This window comes from Chitinophaga sp. RCC_12 (assembly GCF_041360695.1).
Taxonomy (GTDB): Bacteria; Bacteroidota; Bacteroidia; order Chitinophagales; family Chitinophagaceae; genus Chitinophaga.
The window spans coordinates 51,937-68,442 of record NZ_JBFUPS010000006.1 but is presented as its reverse complement, the minus strand read 5'-3'; the positions used below and the strand labels follow the sequence as shown (position 1 = coordinate 68,442).

General features: G+C 43.8%; 16 protein-coding genes and 1 tRNA gene. 11 read left to right on the top strand and 6 right to left on the bottom strand.

All coding sequences use genetic code 11. The annotated features are described in order from the left end of the window. Positions 1 to 161: 161 nt before the first annotated feature. From AB6805_RS18655 to AB6805_RS18640, 4 genes are all read left to right on the top strand, one after another. Positions 162 to 3,314 (top strand): SusC/RagA family TonB-linked outer membrane protein, encoded by a 3,153-nt coding sequence (locus AB6805_RS18655; RefSeq protein ID WP_370910960.1) that lies wholly within the window; start codon positions 162 to 164, stop codon positions 3,312 to 3,314. Positions 3,315 to 3,333: 19 nt separating this feature from the next. Beyond that, on the top strand, positions 3,334 to 4,635 hold the full coding sequence (locus AB6805_RS18650) for a RagB/SusD family protein (RefSeq protein ID WP_370910959.1): 1,302 nt from the start codon (positions 3,334 to 3,336) through the stop codon (positions 4,633 to 4,635). An 87-nt stretch (positions 4,636 to 4,722) separates the two neighbouring features. After that, on the top strand, positions 4,723 to 5,460 hold the full coding sequence (locus AB6805_RS18645; RefSeq protein WP_370910958.1) for a protein phosphatase 2C domain-containing protein: 738 nt from the start codon (positions 4,723 to 4,725) through the stop codon (positions 5,458 to 5,460). Between the two features lie 219 nt (positions 5,461 to 5,679). After that, on the top strand, positions 5,680 to 6,231 hold the full coding sequence (locus tag AB6805_RS18640) for a ferritin (RefSeq protein ID WP_370910957.1): 552 nt from the start codon (positions 5,680 to 5,682) through the stop codon (positions 6,229 to 6,231). Positions 6,232 to 6,302: 71 nt separating this feature from the next. On the opposite strand, the gene AB6805_RS18635 is transcribed toward AB6805_RS18640, so the two are convergent. The 3 genes from AB6805_RS18635 to AB6805_RS18625 form a co-directional block, all read right to left on the bottom strand. Then, positions 6,303 to 6,713, bottom strand: a complete 411-nt coding sequence (locus tag AB6805_RS18635) for an SRPBCC domain-containing protein (RefSeq protein ID WP_370910956.1) — start codon at positions 6,711 to 6,713, stop codon at positions 6,303 to 6,305. Positions 6,714 to 6,730: 17 nt separating this feature from the next. Next, positions 6,731 to 7,486: a helix-turn-helix domain-containing protein gene (locus tag AB6805_RS18630; protein ID WP_370910955.1), complete on the bottom strand. Its 756-nt coding sequence runs from the start codon at positions 7,484 to 7,486 to the stop codon at positions 6,731 to 6,733. Positions 7,487 to 7,585: 99 nt separating this feature from the next. After that, a complete protein-coding gene (locus AB6805_RS18625) occupies positions 7,586 to 8,557 on the bottom strand; it encodes an aldo/keto reductase (protein ID WP_370910954.1) in 972 nt (323 codons plus the stop codon). A gap of 271 nt (positions 8,558 to 8,828) precedes the next feature. On the opposite strand from AB6805_RS18625, the gene AB6805_RS18620 reads away from it, so the two are divergent. Next, positions 8,829 to 9,278 (top strand): SRPBCC family protein, encoded by a 450-nt coding sequence (locus tag AB6805_RS18620; RefSeq protein ID WP_370910953.1) that lies wholly within the window; start codon positions 8,829 to 8,831, stop codon positions 9,276 to 9,278. Between the two features lie 73 nt (positions 9,279 to 9,351). Here AB6805_RS18620 and AB6805_RS18615 read toward each other — a convergent pair whose 3' ends face one another. After that, positions 9,352 to 10,122, bottom strand: coding sequence for an SDR family oxidoreductase (locus AB6805_RS18615; protein WP_370910952.1), 771 nt, complete (start codon positions 10,120 to 10,122; stop codon positions 9,352 to 9,354). Between the two features lie 107 nt (positions 10,123 to 10,229). On the opposite strand from AB6805_RS18615, the gene AB6805_RS18610 reads away from it, so the two are divergent. The 5 genes from AB6805_RS18610 (at position 10,230) to AB6805_RS18590 (ending at position 14,136) form a co-directional block, all read left to right on the top strand. Continuing rightward, positions 10,230 to 10,580 (top strand): winged helix-turn-helix transcriptional regulator, encoded by a 351-nt coding sequence (locus AB6805_RS18610; protein WP_370910951.1) that lies wholly within the window; start codon positions 10,230 to 10,232, stop codon positions 10,578 to 10,580. 173 nt (positions 10,581 to 10,753) lie between these two features. Then, positions 10,754 to 11,593 (top strand): SDR family oxidoreductase, encoded by an 840-nt coding sequence (locus AB6805_RS18605; protein WP_370910950.1) that lies wholly within the window; start codon positions 10,754 to 10,756, stop codon positions 11,591 to 11,593. A gap of 46 nt (positions 11,594 to 11,639) precedes the next feature. After that, positions 11,640 to 12,497: a helix-turn-helix domain-containing protein gene (locus AB6805_RS18600; RefSeq protein ID WP_370910949.1), complete on the top strand. Its 858-nt coding sequence runs from the start codon at positions 11,640 to 11,642 to the stop codon at positions 12,495 to 12,497. A 126-nt stretch (positions 12,498 to 12,623) separates the two neighbouring features. Next, positions 12,624 to 13,766 (top strand): aldo/keto reductase, encoded by a 1,143-nt coding sequence (locus AB6805_RS18595; protein ID WP_370910948.1) that lies wholly within the window; start codon positions 12,624 to 12,626, stop codon positions 13,764 to 13,766. A gap of 157 nt (positions 13,767 to 13,923) precedes the next feature. Further along, positions 13,924 to 14,136 carry a hypothetical protein gene (locus AB6805_RS18590; RefSeq protein ID WP_370910947.1) on the top strand — a complete coding sequence of 71 codons (213 nt, stop codon included), beginning with the start codon at positions 13,924 to 13,926 and terminating at the stop codon, positions 14,134 to 14,136. A gap of 144 nt (positions 14,137 to 14,280) precedes the next feature. Here AB6805_RS18590 and AB6805_RS18585 read toward each other — a convergent pair. Further along, positions 14,281 to 14,354, bottom strand: a tRNA-Lys gene (locus AB6805_RS18585). Positions 14,355 to 14,510: 156 nt separating this feature from the next. Between AB6805_RS18585 and AB6805_RS18580 the strand changes: the two genes are divergently transcribed. Next, positions 14,511 to 15,689: an acetyl-CoA C-acyltransferase gene (locus AB6805_RS18580; RefSeq protein WP_370910946.1), complete on the top strand. Its 1,179-nt coding sequence runs from the start codon at positions 14,511 to 14,513 to the stop codon at positions 15,687 to 15,689. A 58-nt stretch (positions 15,690 to 15,747) separates the two neighbouring features. On the opposite strand, the gene AB6805_RS18575 is transcribed toward AB6805_RS18580, so the two are convergent. Beyond that, positions 15,748 to 15,966: a hypothetical protein gene (locus AB6805_RS18575; protein WP_370910945.1), complete on the bottom strand. Its 219-nt coding sequence runs from the start codon at positions 15,964 to 15,966 to the stop codon at positions 15,748 to 15,750. Positions 15,967 to 16,506 lie beyond the last annotated feature (540 nt).

The window sequence follows — 16,506 nt, the reverse complement described above, 5'->3', positions numbered from 1 at the left end:
GGTCCTTTTGGTCACCTGCCAATTTTTAGCGAACTTAAAGTATTGATAAACACATAAATGCGAGAATTGAATCAAAACAAAGACAACCAAAATTAGAAACGGTAGTTAGTATACTACCCATGACTGTAATCGACCAAACTTAAACCCGCTAAATTTTTTCTATGAGCTTGTTTCTATTGAAGATGGCTAAAGGCCGGTCCTTTTTGCTATTCCTGTTCATGAACGTGCTGGCCGTTGCTACCTATGCCCAGGTAAAAATTTCAGGCCAGGTAACGGATAACCAGCAATCTCCTATTCCCGGCATCACGGTAGTAGTGAAGAATTCAAAACTGGGCGCCAAAACAGATGTGGACGGACGTTACACCATCAGCGGCAACCTGCCGCCAGGCAATTACACACTTGGTTATTCAGGTATTGGCTTCGCACCTGGTGAGCGGGTGCTGGTAATAAGCGCCGGCACCACCACCTATACGCAAAACATTCAATTGTTGGCAGAAGTGTCCAAACTGGATGAGATCGTGGTAACCGGTACCTCCGAAGGAACCACGCGCCGGCAGCTGGGTAACTATATCAGCACGGTGAAAGCTGATGAACTGAGCAAAAGCGGCTCGGGTAATGTGCTGGCAGCCTTGCAGGGTAAAACTGCCGGTGCACAGATCTCCCAGAACTCCGGCGACCCCGCGGGAGGCATCTCTGTAAAACTCCGTGGTATCAGTACCATATCAGGTTCTACAGAACCTTTGTATATCATCGACGGGGTAATCATTGATAACTCTACTACGCGTGTAACCAATGCAGATCCGAGCTACGGCGTTGGAGGAACAACGGATCCGGCAGGTGGCGCAGGCAATAACTTTGTAGGTAACGTAGGGCAAAGCCGTATCTCTGATATCAACCCGGCAGATATTGAGCGCATAGAAGTGCTGAACGGCGCTGCTGCGGCTGCCATCTATGGTTCCCGCGCCAACGCCGGTGTAGTACAGATCTTCACCAAAAGAGGCAGCGCCGGAGCGCCGGTGGTTAATTTTTCCACCAGTTTTTCTGTGAATCAACTGCGTAAAAAACTGGACGTGAATCAGGCCCCGGTGAAGTTTGGCGGATCTCCGGACGATTCCACACAAAATATCCTGACTCCCGCTATCGTGAGTAAAACACCGGTAAACAGGTACGACTACCAGGATTATATTTTCCGCACCGGCGTTGGAACGGATAATAATATATCCGTGGCCGGTGGCAAAGACAAAACAAAATACTACGCATCCGGCAGTTACTTTTATAACCAGGGAATTGTCAATAAAACAGATTTCAGCCGGTTCAGTTTCCGCTTAAACCTCGATCAGGAGCTGGCCAGCTGGATAAGCTTCAGTGCCAGTTTGAACTATGTTTACAGCAAAGCAAATGAAAAACCTGATGGCAACACTTTCTATTCTCCCATGAATGGTGTAACCATCATCGGTAACTACTATGATATACAAAAGCGTAACGCCTTAGGCCAGCTGATGAAAGTAGGGGAACGCGGCCGCGTAAACCCCGTGTCTATCATGGAAGATTTTAAACAGCAACAACATGTAGGCAGGGTGATTGCCGGCGCCGGTATCAAGCTGCGGCCAATCAAAAACCTTACGGTAGATTACCGGCTCGGTATCGACAACTATAACCAGGAAGGTACCACCTTCATGCCCGCATTCGCCTACTTTGTAAGCCCGGGTTTTTATGGCGGCGGTCCTACCCTGGATCCTGCGCAGAATGGTTATGCCAGCGCCGGTAATAATAATTCCTTTCTGATCAACCACGATCTCAATGCTACCTATAACTGGGATATCAATGATAAACTCAGTTCGGTAACACAGGTGGGCTACTCGGTACAATACCAGCGCATGCACTACACCCTGGAACAGGGAAGAGGGCTGCCTCCTTTTGTGCAAACAGCAGATAAGGCCACTACTATTATTCCCGGTGCAGATCAACGGACGGAGTTATCTGTTTCCGGAGAATACATCCAGCAGAATTTTAAATACCGCAACCAACTGTTTCTTACCGGCGCCCTGCGCGTGGATGGATCCTCCGTATTTGGGGTAGATGAAAGGAATCAGTTGTATGCTAAACTCAGCGGTAGCTATGTGATATCCGGCACCGATTTCTGGGAGAAATCATCCGTAGCTGCATGGTGGAACCTGCTGAAATTAAGAGCTGCCTATGGTGAATCCGGTAACCTGACCGGTATTCCCGCCTATGGCCGTTACAATACCTATGGCGCCACCGCATTCATAGGAGCCGCTGCTTTCCAGTCGCCCTCCACTTATACAAACCCGGATGTGAAACCGGAGAAGCAAAAGGAACTGGAAGTAGGTACAGACCTGGCGTTCTGGAATAATCGTATAGGCCTCTCCGTTAACTACTATAAAAAACGTGTCGAAAACCTGTTGATCAGCCGCGCAGTCGCCCCCACCAAAGGCTACTCTTTTTACCAGGATAATATCGGGACACTGGAAAACACCGGTGTAGAAGTAGTGCTGAATGTAATGCCGGTGAAGACGACTAACTTCAACTGGAACCTGACCGCTATCTATAACCGTAACCGCAATAAAGCGGTGGATATCGGACAGTCGCTGATCCTCTATAACACTGTAGGCGGCGCTCCTGTGGGCATTGCCAATGGAGAGCCGATCGGCTTTTTCTATGGTACCTTCTTCGCCAGGGACGAAAGTGGTAATCTCCTGAAAACACCTGCCGGCATACCGGTTACGGAAGCAGGAAAACAAAATTCACCACTAACGTATACGGTTGCACGTGATCCGGCTACCGGGTTGCCGCCAACAACAGGTGTTACGGCATTGAATAAAAAAATAGGTGACCCTAACCCCGATTGGACCGGTACACTTACCAATGATTTCCAGTATAAAAAACTGGGTCTTCATATACAGATAGATGCGGTGCAGGGTGGAGATGTATTCAATGCCGACTGGCGAACCAGGCAAGGTGTTGATAACGGAAAGATAGCTGAGCAGGAAGATCTTGGGTTGCTTCCACGCGGTTTTGTGGCAGGTAACTACAACATACAGGAATGGAGAATTGATGACGGCTCCTTTGTGAAGCTGCGGGAAGTTGCCTTCAGCTATAGCTTTGGCAAGCTGAAAGGACTCAGTGATTTAACGATAAGTGTTGGAGGCCGGAACCTGATTTCCTGGGACAACTACAAAGGATACGATCCGGAATTAAATGCGGCAGGACAAAGTACCGTATTGCGCGGAATTGATTTTGGCGCCGTGCCGGTGCCCCGGAGTTATAACCTGGCTATCCGTGCAAAATTTTAATCACAAAAAAAGAGCTATTATGAAACGATATATGCAATATAGTATCCTCGCCATCGCTTTGTTCTGCATTTTCACCGCCTGTAAGAAAGATTACCAGGATCCATCGGGTCCTTCATCAGAACAGGCTTACAGCTCGCCCGCCACTTTGGCGAATGCAGCAGTGGGTTTGCAGGCATGGTACGCAAAAGATCGCACAGGATTGTTATACACCACTGTTACTTCCGGCAGTTTGCTGTTGGGAGAAACCTTTGTAACCAACCCAGGTAACGCAGATGAAGGGCAAGTCGCCGCGGGAGGAAATAAAATCCTGACCACCAACGTGGTAGTTACCGGTATGTGGAATGTGTCCAATAAAATCAGGTATGAAGCCGACAGCATTTTACGCCGTACCGGCGTGGTTGTTGCCGATAAGAGCTTTGCCAGTGGCCTCATTGGTTATACCACTATTTTTAAGGCCCTCGCCCTCGGCGTGCAGGCGAACTTCTGGGAGCAGGTACCGGAAAATACCGGTACCCCTGTGTCATCCGGCGGGGTGAAGTTTGTTCCGGCCAAGCAGGGTTATGTGATGGCAGTAGCCGCACTGGACAACGCGATCAGCACTATAACGGCTACGCCTATAGGGACTGCCTTTTTAGCCAATATCCCCCAGAATGTGGATATCATTAATACCCTGTATGCATTGAAAGCGAGATACGCCCTCTACGCAGGTGACTACCCGGCTGCAATAAGTGCAGCCGATAAAGTAAACCTGGGTGTACAGTCTACGCTTTCGTTTAATCCGCAGATCAACAACCCGATCTTTTCGCTGGTAACGGCTACCAACAACATCTATAACGTTGTTGACTCTACGATGGGATTGCCGGTGCCTATACAGCCGGATCTGGCTGACCAGCGGGTACCGTTTTATATTGCCCGGCCAGCAAAGCCGAAGTTTAATATCAACGGCTTTTTCAGAAGTAGTTTAACTGCAGTGCCCATCTACCTGCCGGGGGAAATGCTGCTTATTAAAGCAGAAGCTTATGCCCGTCAGCATGACATCGTGAATGGCTTGCTTTACCTTAACAAAGTTGTTACCAAGAAGGCATCTGAAGACGCATTTGGTGTTGGTGCGGCATTGCCGCCGGTAGTGGCGGTCACTGAAGCGGAATTGCTGACGTTGATCTATAAGCACCGGAGAATAGAATTGTTTATGGGCGCCCAGGAACTGGAGGATAGCCGCCGGTTTGGAAGACCAGTGTTGGAACGGAAGCGGAGTTATTTCCCGTATCCGTTTGTGGAACGGAATGATAATCCGAATACACCGGATGATCCTGCATTTTAATGAAACGTTTTACAGGTTGCCGCGGGTGGCGGCAACCTGTAAAACGTTTTGAAATGGAGGGCAAAGTTGCTATCTTGATGTTTAAGTATGGAAATATATACAACCCTTCAGATAGGCGCCTATCATGTTAACCACTGTGAAGACTATCTCTTCTTCGATCATATCGATAGCAATAAGATCATTTGTGCCGTCATGGACGGCTGTACAATGGGAAAGGATAGCTATCTGATTTCTTCACTGGTAGGTAAGCTGTTGAGAAAAATCTGTAAATCGCTAAGCTATAAATCGTTTTATTCCAAAGAATACCCCGAAATGTCATTGGATGACTATTTAAAAATCATCTTAAAAGAATTATTCTCAGAATTAAAAATTATCAAAAATCAAATACAACTGGAAAGAGAAGAGTTGTTAACCACATTAATTATTTTGTTGGCAGATACCAAAGCAGATAAAGGTTTGGTATTAGTAGTAGGAGATGGCATAGTGAACATTAATGGCGCCATTATTACTTTTGACCAGGATAACAAGCCCGATTACCTGGGTTATCATCTGTCGGAAGATTTTGATCATTGGTATGAATGCCAGTTGCAGAAAATATTTCTGCATGAACTCATCGATATCAGTATTGCTACTGATGGTATAGAAACATTTACCAGGGTGGCAGCGCCGGAAAATTCTGATGTGATAAACCCGGTAGATTTTCTGTTAAATGATCAAACCGGGAGAGGTAATGAAGAAATGCTGAATATGAAATTAAAAGTGATTGAGCACAAGTTTGGATTGAATCATACAGATGATCTGGCAGTGATAAGGATGATAAAATAATTTCATACCGCATTACGTCCATATTTTTCCCCGCGGATATTAAGAGAAAGATGTCCCATTATATTTTACTGAACTAAGCCCGCCCACCGCCTGCTGATTGCCAATACCATACAGGCACGGCGTTTCCCGACACATGAAGCAAACACAGGAGCAAAGCAACATTGTTGTGGTGTAGTTTTTGATTTGGCCTTTCGTAGCGAAATCCTAAAAACTACTATCATGAACAAGAACAGGCTTTCAGCCAGCTTACAAGCGGGACTTAATAATCAAATGACCCAGGAAGCGTTTGCAGCACAGATATATTTGTCTTATGGATCTTGGGCTGCAAGTGAAGGATATAATGGGATTGCCAATTTCCTCTTCCGCCATGCGAACGAGGAGCGTAATCATATGATGAAGTTCCTGGAATATATCCTGGAAAGAGGTGGTAAAGTGGAGATAGCCGCTATTCCGCAACCGCCTGCAAATCCTGTCAGCGTACAAAACTGTTTTGAGCAGGTATTTCAGCAGGAGGTTAATAACACAACGGGAATCTATAAATTGGTGAAGATGAGTTTTGACGAAGGCGACTGGGCTTCATGGAATTTCCTGCAGTGGTTTGTGAAGGAACAAACGGAAGAAGAAACCCTCGCGCTGAACCTGTTGGATAAGATCAAAGTGGCAGGCGGGGAAAAGGCTACCGGTGAAGCATTGTATGCCCTGGATAGGGATCTGGAAAAAGAACCGGATGAGGCGGAACTGGCAGAAACAAAAACAGTTGAGAATCCATAGTAGAGCTATTCATAATGATATAAAGGAGGGGTTGCATTGGCAATCCCTCCTTTATAATAACCAGCCTTGTGTTATAATTTCTCGGCTACATACTTTACCAATTGAAGCGCGGCATCCCAACCTTCGTTTGCTTCTTTAAACAGGTAGTCCGTTATTTCATAATTAATTTCCTCTCTTGCTGAAAGAATGGTTCCATCTCCATTTTTTGTAAATTCATACGTTATCACGGAAAGCAACCTGCTTTTATCTTTGAGGTCAAATAAATTATGTTTTAATAATTTTTCCGGTTCCAATTCAAGGATTACTCCATTCGTATAAAGGCTGCTGTCTTTCCCTTTCCATCCAAAAGAGCTGCCAACTTGCCATTCAGAAACATATTCACCGCCCATTTGCCTCGTTACCTTAGGATCTGTGAAAACGCGCCATACTTTTTTTGGGGAGGCGTTTATTTCAATCGTCTTTGTAATAACCGGTTTGTTCATATGTTATGTTTGCAGCTTTAAATTAACCATTCGGTAGGTGCCTTACCGAATTTCTTTTTAAAAGAATGAGAAAAATGAGAGAGGCTTTCAAATCCCAGGTCAAGATAAATCCCGGATGGTTTTTTATTCTTTTTTTCTATAAGATGCAGCGCTTCCTTTAGCCGCATTTCCAATAACCACCGGCGGGGCGCCATGCCGAATATTTTCTGGAAATCACGTTTGAACCCCGCAAGACTCCTTCCCGTGAGGTGTGCAAATTTCTCAATGGGAACGTTGTAATGAAAATTGGTGAGCATGAATTTTTCCAGATCCATCTTATAAGGTTCCGAAAAGTCGAACAGGAATTCTCTTAGCCCGGGCATGATATCCAGGAGAAGATATACAGCTTCTTTTACTTTAAGCATACCTACTTCATTCGTTATCTTCTTTTCCGGGTGCCGGACATAGGGCATCAGGGATTGAAAGAAAGCATGCAAAAAATCGTTCCCCGGGATCAGAAGATTGGAAGCTCCTGTATATTTTTGCGCTACCTGTATTTGTTCCTCCAGCGCGATTTTCCTGAGCAAGTCTTCCGTCAGGCGAATCACAATGGTTTGATAATCCTGGCCATCCAAAGGCATCTTGGTAATTTCTCCCAGTTGATTTTTTCGTATCAGCAACATTTCCCCGGCCTCCATGGAGATCCTCTGGTTGGCAGTTTCTAATGTGAACCGGCCTAAAACCTGCAATACCAGCGTGTTATGTTCCAGGAATGCAATCTTCTCCTTTCTCATGGCGGAGTGATAAGAGAAAAAGATGACCCCTGGGATTATTTCAGTTGGACTCATCATGATGTAAAGATATAAAACAGGCGGGGTGTATGCGTCATTTCACTATCGCTGAAGGTAGGTGCCTCCAAGTATTGCTCCTTGCGAAAAATGGGTATTAAGTGAGTTTAATTCATCGGCGGTGAACCTGATCTCCATGGCCTGTATGTTTTCCGGTAGCCGTGATCTCCTGCTCATGCTTACTAATGGCATGATATGATCACCCTGCGCATTTACCCAGGCAATCGCCAGTTGGGTTGGCGTGTATCCTTTATCCTTTGCCATCTGCTTTAAGACTTCGATTTTCTCGAGATTCTTGATCAGGTTCTCTCCCTGGAAACGCGAGAAGTGAAGATGGTAGTCATTGGCCGGAAGAGGCGCTTTCATTTCGCCGGTGAGTAGTCCTTCGGCAGTATTGGCAAACGCCACCACTCCTATACCCAGCTCTTTTGCGGCAGGAAGCAGGTCGTTTTCTATCTGTCGATCTGCCAAAGAGTAACCAATTTCCAATGCTGTTACGGGGTGAACACTATTCGCCTTGCGCAGTTGATCTGCTGTGATTTCAGAAACACCCAGGTAACGCACTTTTCCTTCTTTAATCAGGTCGGCAACAGTTCCAATCACATCTTCTACCGGAACACTGTTATCGAGTCTGCAAGGTTGATAAAGATCTATTGTATCTACACCTAAACGTACCAGGGAGTAGTTAATGAAATTCTTGATGGCTATGGGACGCAGGTCCAGTCCAAGCATTTGATTGCCGTAAAAGATGGCGCCAAATTTCACGCTGATGAAGGCATCATCCCGTCTGCCTTTGATGGCTTTGCCTACCAGGAGCTCGTTGTGGCCGCTACCGTAAAAGTCTCCAGTATTCAGAAAGTTGATGCCATTGTCCAATGCGCTTTGAATGGTAGCAATACTTTCGCTTTCGTCATTTGCCTTGCTGCCCCAAACGGACGACATCCGCATACAGCCTAATCCGAGTTTAGACACGAGTGGTCCATTTTTGCCTAAGGGCATCTTTGTTATTGTTGTCATGATTGCTGTTTTATTGATTAACAGTACAAAGATCGGCTTTGTAGGCTACCACCACTTGCTTTTATGGCTCAATTTACTTGTCTGTATGGCTCACCTTTTTCAGGGAGATGGCCGGGTCGCAAATAACCCTCTCAATTGTCGTATACTCCCCCTGCCCGAATCCTCATTTCTTATCATCTTTGTTTTAACGAAGTAATCAAAAAAGTGGAGCAGCAACCACAAAAAACGGGCGGGACCGAAAAGCCAGATGAGTAGGAACAAAATATATCTTATGTCAAACAATACAGTTTCACTGCACAGAGTTCTTAAAACATCTCCGGAAAAAGTATTCCGCGCATTTACTGACGCCCTGGCAATCGCCTCCTGGTTACCTCCTTACGGATTTTTGTGTACCGTACATGAAATGAAGGCGGAGACAGGTGGTTCTTTTAAGATGTCATTCCAGAATTTCACCACCGGCAATGGTCATTCATTCGGCGGAACTTACCTGGAAATCAAACCCAATGAATTTTTGAAGTACACTGATAAATTTGACGATCCCAACCTGCCCGGCGAAATGATCACTACTGTATGGCTTGACAAAACAATGGTAGGTACGGAAATAAAAATCACACAGGAAGGAATACCTGCTGCCATACCTGTAGAAATGTGCTATTTAGGCTGGCAGGAATCTCTGGAGAAATTAGCGAAACTGGTAGAACCCAATATACCGGATGCCTGATTATATTCCGGACGGAAATAAAAGCCGCGTAAATTTCATGATTTATGCGGCTTTTTGTTTTTGTTGGGGAGCGTTATTTCATCAGGCTGATATTTGTCATCCCACCATCTGAAAGAAGCTCGGTACCGATGATAAAAGAGGAATCATCTGATGCTAAAAATACTGCCGCCTTTCCTATATCAGCTGGAAGGCCTTGCCGCCCTGCAGGAGTCAGATCTCTCCAAATTTGTTTAACCTGCTCTACCTGTTCCTGCGGCACTATTTTACCAAATACCGGTGTGTCAATAGAACCCGGAGAAAGTGCATTTACCCTGATATTTCTTGATAATAAATCCAGCGACAAGCCCTTCGCTAAAGATATAACCGCGGCTTTTGCGGCTCCATATATCGTCATGCCTGGTGCGGCCCGGTGTGCAGCAGTGGAGGCAATAAGAATAACAGAAGCACCGTCGTTCAGGTAGGGCAGTGACTTCTGAACAGTGAAGTAAACACTCTTCAGATTTAAGTTCATGTACTGGTCATAGTTGTCTTCCGTAACATCAGTAACGGCTGCCATTGGGCTGCCATCTACAACCCCGCCTGCATTGACTACCAGCGTATCAATTTTTCCAAACCGGCTAAATGTTTCTTTGAATACATGTTCCAGGTCGTCCAGGTTTGTCACATCCCCTTTGATACCTATGAAACCCTCGCCCAGTGCTTTAACCGCAGCTTCAATGGTTGCCTGGTTTCTTCCTGTGATTGCACCCACAGCTCCTTCCTGTTGGAAAGCTTCCGCAATGCCGAATCCTATTCCACTATTACCTCCTGTAACTACTGTTACTTTGTTCTTTAATTTTTCCATCTTCTTTGATTCTTTTATTGGTTACCCTGCAAAACTAAGCAGTGATTGTTTATATTTGATATTAAGTAACAAAAAGTAACAGTAACTTTTGAGTAACCTGGTAACATATGGGTGACAACGAATTTCAACAAGAATTCAGGAAAGAAATCATGGCGGTCCACGATGCAATGGATGTGCTGAATGGAAAATGGAAAATATCTATTATTACGGCGCTTTGCTATTACAATAAAAGAAGGTTTTCCGACATTTTGAATGATGTAAATGGTATCTCCAACAAGATGTTGAGCAAGGAACTGAAAGAGTTAGAGATCAATAAACTGGTGAAACGAACCGTTTTAGATACACAGCCTGTAACCGTTCAATATGAACTTACCAAATACGGTAAAACGTTGCAGACAGTGATTAATAATCTTTCCGACTGGGGGATGGAGCATAGGAAGACGATAATTGGGAGATAGAGGAGATTATATACGGGTAAGTGGCCGGCTATATGCTCAGCTTGCTTGAGTCTGCAAATGGCCATTGGAGAGGCTTATACCAATCAGTAATTTGTTTCCTTTTTTGTAGTGGAATGTATCTGTTGCTTCTTTTACCCGTTTTTACCTTTGCCTTCTCATTAAAATATAGCACAATGAAAGAAAGTAGCGTTTGGTTAATAACGGGTGCCGGTAGCGGAATAGGGTTGCAAATTGCCAAAGCAGCTCTTGCTGAGGGCAATAAAGTTATTGCAACAGGCAGAGATGCCAATAAAGTATCAAAAGCAATTGATGATACTTCCAGTAACTTACTGGTGATACAAATGGATGTGACTAACCTGGATGAAATTAATACAGGCGTAAATTCAGCGATTGCAAAATTCGGAGCAATTGATGTACTGGTTAATAATGCAGGCAACTTCTACGCAGGCTTTTTTGAGGAGTTAAGCCAAAACCAGGTGGAGCGTCAAATTGCTACCAATTTATTCGGCCCCATGAATGTAACGAGGGCGGTTTTACCCTTTATGAGAAAAAACAGGTCAGGACATATCATATCTATTTCATCTACTGCAGCATTGGTTGGTTATGAACTCTGCTCAGCCTATGCTGCATCCAAGTTCGGACTGGAAGGTTGGATGGAATCTTTACAAATAGAAGTTGCACCATTTGGCATACATACTACCATTGTAGAACCTGGCTTTTTCAGAACCAACTTATTGGAACCCTCTTCTACAATTTGGTCGGAACTTCAGCTGGACGACTATACTGACCGGCTTGCCACGCTAAGGCCTTTTTGGGAAAGTATGAATGGAACACAAGGTGGTGACCCCGCAAAGTTAGCAGCAGCATTGCTTAAAATTACGAAGGAAAGCACACCTCCAAAACGTTGGATGGCAGGAGCAGATAGCATTGCAGAAGCAGAAAGAAAGGCGAAGGAATTACTGGAACAAGCAAATGCTTACCGTGAGTTGTCTTCATCTCTGTCCTACGAATAACTGCATTGCCAAAAGGTTCCATTAATAAAATGTGTAATTTTGTAAGATGAAATTATTCAAGGACTTCAAAGCATTCAATGAGTATATAGGTTTGCCAAAACCTTTAGACAATGATATCGACATTGGATACTATGATGCACCCAATATGCTTATGAAGTCGGAGCCTGTTGGGATTGATTTTTACAGAATTTCTTTTAAAATAAATTTTGTTGATAAAACGAAATCCAATGCAAAACCTGTTACTGCCGTATTTTTCAACAGTCCTGAAATGTCCGGCGGATGGGATATAGAGCCTACTTATAAGGGGATGTATGTTCAATTATCAAAGAAAATTATTGAAGAAAACCGGTTTCTGTTCAAAAATTACCTTGATTACGGACTTCATGAACCCTTATTGTTAACGGACAGCGAAATCGTAGAAGTCAGCACGCTCTTTGATTTAATGATAAAATATTACAACAGGGAGAAACAAAACTTTGTGGTGCTGCTTTCATATGTAAATGTGTTGATTTCATTGGTGGAAACATTTTATAAGAGACAATTTTCTACCAACCCAAAACAATACAATCGTATTGTAACCGATTTTCAACAAAGTTTGAAGGATTACTACAACCAGCCTGCAACCAAAATTCCCAATGTTCAATATTTCGCAGACAAATTAGGATTGACGCCAAACTATTTTGGCGACATCATTAAACACTTTACCCAGAAATCAGCTATCGAAAACATCCATGAATTTGTGATTAAAAAAGCAAAGGAATTATTGGAAAAGAATACTGAAATGAATAGCGCAGAAGTCGCTTACGAATTAGGTTTCGAATATCCCAATTACTTCTCCAAATTCTTCAAAAAGCAGGTCAACCTCACACCAAAAGAATACCGGTTGCAGGCAACTAAAAACTAATTTCAAAAGCGCCTTTAAAAGGCGCTTTTTTGTTACCAGTAGTTTGATTCTTTTTTTTCGGTATTCTGTTTCCATCAGTCATTTTCCATCGTTCTAACTTCGCTGGGTAATTAAAAATCATGGAAAATGAAAAATAATAAAACTCAAAAAAGCGGAGAGCGTTCAAGACGAGCCTTTATCCAGGAATCTACGCTTGCGGGAATGGGATTGCTGTTTGGTCCATCTGTCCTTTCAGCGGTTGACAATCGATCAACGATAACACACAATAAGGAAAAAATGGAAAAAAATATGAATACGAGAAAATTAGGAAAGCTGGAAGTCTCAGAAATAGGTGCAGGCTGTATGAGCATTAGCGCAAATTATGGTGCTCCGGCAGCCAGGAATGAAGGTATAAAAACTATCCGGGCAGCTTATGGAAATGGCGTTACCTTTTTTGATACAGCCGAAGTCTACGGACCGTATACCAACGAGCAACTGGTAGGAGAGGCATTGGCGCCGTTTAGAGACAAAGTAACTATCGCCACAAAATTTGGTTTTGATATCGGTGGGAAGCAAATTGCTTTGAATAGCAAACCTGAGCACATCAGGAAAGTAGTTGAAGAATCATTGAAACGATTGAGAACTGATCGTATTGATCTTTTATACCAACATAGGGTTGACCCAAATGTACCAATAGAAGATGTTGCCGGAGCGGTAAAAGACTTGATTAATGAAGGAAAGGTACTGCACTTTGGTCTTTCAGAAGCCAGTGCAAAGACTATACGTGAAGCACATTTGGTGCAACCTGTTACTGCCATTCAAAGCGAATACTCCTTTATGGAAAGAAGCGTGGAGAAAAATGGAGTTTTAGCCGTATGTGAAGAATTGGGAATCGGATTTGTTCCGTGGGGGCCACTTGGCATGGGATATTTAACAGGGAAATTAAATGCTCAAACGCCATTTGATGACAAGTTAGATTTGCGTGCTACATTTGAGCGTTTCAGTTCTGAGAACTTAGCAGCAAATATGCCTATTGTAAATTTGTTAAACCGTTTTGCCTCCGGCAAAAATGCAACAGCTTCACAGATTGCCCTGGCCTGGTTAATGGCACAAAAACCGTTCATTGTCCCAATTCCAGGCACAAGAAATATTACACATTTTAAGGAGAATTCAGGAGCATTAAACGTTCAGCTCACCACGGCTGATTTGCAGGAGTTGGAAACAGAATATGCAAAATTAGAAGTGTATGGTGGTAGAATGAATGCTATGCAAATGACTTTTTGCGAATAAAAAATTTAGCGCAGTTTAGAACATAAAATATGGAGAGCCAAAAAAGGTATTGCCGATAAATGCACATTTATCCTATCCTGATTGAACAGAAGGAACATTGAGCAAATCATTCTTTAAAATTGCGAAGGACTTTTTTGAATCCAAATCGTACGAGGTTTTGGAAACAACGGTTGAAGATGGATATCAACCAGACGGACTGCTTAGTAAAGGTGGAAACCTGGCAGGGAAAAAGTTTATGGTGCGTGCAACCTGGAATGCACCAGCCGAGGCATTTGACAACCCCGGAAATAAATTATTTGAAGGGAAGGGTTTGTCAGATATTTTCTTACCTATTACAAGCAACTATCGTTTTTGCGGCTACGAATTATAGATAGTTATAATTGTTTTGATATTTATAGAGGTGGCGAAATAGCAAAAGACCTTGAAAACTATCCGGGACATTTAGCGAATATGCTGTAAAATTGAAAAGTAAAAAAAAACTGAAACCTGTGATAGTACAGGTTTCAGTTTTATGTGACCCCCCTGGGGCTCGAACCCAGGACCTACTGATTAAGAGTCAGTAGCTCTAACCAACTGAGCTAGGGAGTCTTCCACCGTCTTTGTTAAAAAACGTGAGCGCAAATTTAACGGATCTTCTGAATATTTGTGTACTTTATTTAATTAAATTTGATAAGAAGGACGAAATGTGGATAAATATCCATTATGTTGATAATCTAACCGTTAGCTCATTATAAATTTTTTTTCATGCAAGAAGCGTACATAGTAGCCGGATACCGCACCGCGGTGGGAAAATCCAAAAGAGGCGGATTTCGCTTTTACAGACCTGATGATCTGGCTGTAGACGTAATCACGGGGTTGCTGAAATCCTTGCCACAGCTGGATCCTAAGCGGGTTGATGATCTCATTGTGGGAAATGCGGTACCGGAGGCAGAACAGGGTTTACAGATTGGCCGTATGATTTCTGTCAGAGCCCTGGGCATTGATGTGCCGGGAATGACGGTGAACCGCTACTGTGCCTCTGGCCTGGAAACAATTGCGATTGCCACCGCCAAAATACAAACCGGTATGGCCGATTGTATCATTGCAGGTGGTACCGAAAGTATGAGCCTGGTGCCGGTAGCCGGCTGGAAAACAGTCCCCAACTACACCGTGGCCAGCACTAATCCCGATTATTATATTGGAATGGGACTCACCGCTGAAGCAGTGGCTAATGAATTTAAGGTAAGCCGCCAGGACCAGGATGAGTTCTCTTATAAATCACATCAGAAAGCGCTGAACGCTATTCAGAACGGCTATTTCAAGCCGGGCATACTTCCTGTGTCAGTGGAGGAAGTATATGTGGATGAGAAAGGAAAGAAACAAAAACGTTCCTACATCGTGGATACGGATGAAGGTCCGCGTGCCGATACTTCCCTGGAAGCGCTGGCAAAGCTGAAACCTGTTTTCGCCGCGGGAGGTTCCGTTACAGCAGGTAACTCCTCACAAACATCCGACGGCGCCGCTTTCGTGGTGGTAATGAGCGAGCGGATGGTGAATGAGTTGGGACTGAAGCCTATCGGGCGTTTGGTGGGTTGTGTTTCTGCAGGAGTGCACCCGCGTATCATGGGAGTAGGGCCTGTGGCCGCCATACCAAAGGTGTTGCAGCGTGCCGGGAAATCGTTGCAGGACATCGACCTGGTTGAATTGAATGAGGCGTTTGCGTCGCAGTCTATTGCGGTTATCCGCGAGCTGGGCATCAACCCCGATATTGTAAATATCAATGGCGGCGCTATTGCGTTAGGGCATCCGCTGGGATGTACCGGCGCAAAATTAACCGTGCAGCTGTTGGGCGATTTAAAACGGCTGAATAAAAAATATGGCATTGTTACCGCCTGCGTTGGCGGGGGACAAGGCATTGCAGGTATCATTGAAAATATCAACTGATAAATACCGGTCAACTCACCTTTATACTAAAAAAGGAGCCATTGGCTCCTTTCTTTTTTTATTCTCCTGTTATTTCCAGTTCACTTAAATACTGGTATACCGGTTGTGGAATCTTACCGGCGTCTACAAATACAATGCGACGCGAATCGGCCGGCTGTCGCAGGTCAATGCCAAATTCCGACATCATTCTCTCATAAAAAAAAGAACGCTTTCCCTTTGCTCTTCCATTCTCATAGGTCACAAAGCAGGCGCGCGATACACCCAGCAGATTGCTCATTTCCTGTTGCGTTAGTTTTAGCGATTTACGGATTATTCTGATTACCCGTTTATTATATAATTGCATGGATTAGGATTAAAAATGTTACAAAAATGTGCCACTGTAACAATTATTAACTATATTTGTATCGTAATGTGTAAATCGCTGATCTTAAAAGTGTTGAATTGACATGAGTGGCGAATTTTTGATAAATAGAATTTCATTTTGAACATAAAACACCCGTTACCGGCGTACCGGTAAAATAGTGCTGGAGATGCAATCATTAATAGCGGGTTACTAACAGCTGTTAAAATAGTGAGATGAAGAGGAAGGAAGAAGAGGTGAAGGGAAAACTGATTGATGTAACAACCGGCCAATCGCCGGATTTCTAAAAAAATCCATCGTAAATTTTTTTGTTTGTAAGACAAAAACCAAAGGAGCTGTCTTTCTTTCCAGGAACGGGCAGCTCTCTTTTGGCTATTAATGTATTAAACATACATTTTCAAATGTAGTAGATTTTAGTGCATCAGGCAAATAAAATATTCTGTAACTGATTGATAA

What these genes read in the sequence shown, in the direction of transcription:
- AB6805_RS18630 (WP_370910955.1), bottom strand. Translation starts at nt 7,486, where the DNA reads ATGAGAAAGGAGAAGATTGCATTCCTGGAACATAACACGCTGGTATTG.
- AB6805_RS18610 (WP_370910951.1), top strand. Translation starts at nt 10,230, where the DNA reads ATGGGTGACAACGAATTTCAACAAGAATTCAGGAAAGAAATCATGGCG.
- AB6805_RS18650 (WP_370910959.1), top strand. Translation starts at nt 3,334, where the DNA reads ATGAAACGATATATGCAATATAGTATCCTCGCCATCGCTTTGTTCTGC.
- AB6805_RS18575 (WP_370910945.1), bottom strand. Translation starts at nt 15,966, where the DNA reads ATGAGCAATCTGCTGGGTGTATCGCGCGCCTGCTTTGTGACCTATGAG.
- AB6805_RS18655 (WP_370910960.1), top strand. Translation starts at nt 162, where the DNA reads ATGAGCTTGTTTCTATTGAAGATGGCTAAAGGCCGGTCCTTTTTGCTA.
- AB6805_RS18635 (WP_370910956.1), bottom strand. Translation starts at nt 6,713, where the DNA reads ATGAACAAACCGGTTATTACAAAGACGATTGAAATAAACGCCTCCCCA.
- AB6805_RS18605 (WP_370910950.1), top strand. Translation starts at nt 10,754, where the DNA reads ATGAAAGAAAGTAGCGTTTGGTTAATAACGGGTGCCGGTAGCGGAATA.
- AB6805_RS18615 (WP_370910952.1), bottom strand. Translation starts at nt 10,122, where the DNA reads ATGGAAAAATTAAAGAACAAAGTAACAGTAGTTACAGGAGGTAATAGT.
- AB6805_RS18625 (WP_370910954.1), bottom strand. Translation starts at nt 8,557, where the DNA reads ATGACAACAATAACAAAGATGCCCTTAGGCAAAAATGGACCACTCGTG.
- AB6805_RS18620 (WP_370910953.1), top strand. Translation starts at nt 8,829, where the DNA reads ATGTCAAACAATACAGTTTCACTGCACAGAGTTCTTAAAACATCTCCG.
- AB6805_RS18600 (WP_370910949.1), top strand. Translation starts at nt 11,640, where the DNA reads ATGAAATTATTCAAGGACTTCAAAGCATTCAATGAGTATATAGGTTTG.
- AB6805_RS18645 (WP_370910958.1), top strand. Translation starts at nt 4,723, where the DNA reads ATGGAAATATATACAACCCTTCAGATAGGCGCCTATCATGTTAACCAC.
- AB6805_RS18640 (WP_370910957.1), top strand. Translation starts at nt 5,680, where the DNA reads ATGAACAAGAACAGGCTTTCAGCCAGCTTACAAGCGGGACTTAATAAT.
- AB6805_RS18595 (WP_370910948.1), top strand. Translation starts at nt 12,624, where the DNA reads ATGAAAAATAATAAAACTCAAAAAAGCGGAGAGCGTTCAAGACGAGCC.
- AB6805_RS18580 (WP_370910946.1), top strand. Translation starts at nt 14,511, where the DNA reads ATGCAAGAAGCGTACATAGTAGCCGGATACCGCACCGCGGTGGGAAAA.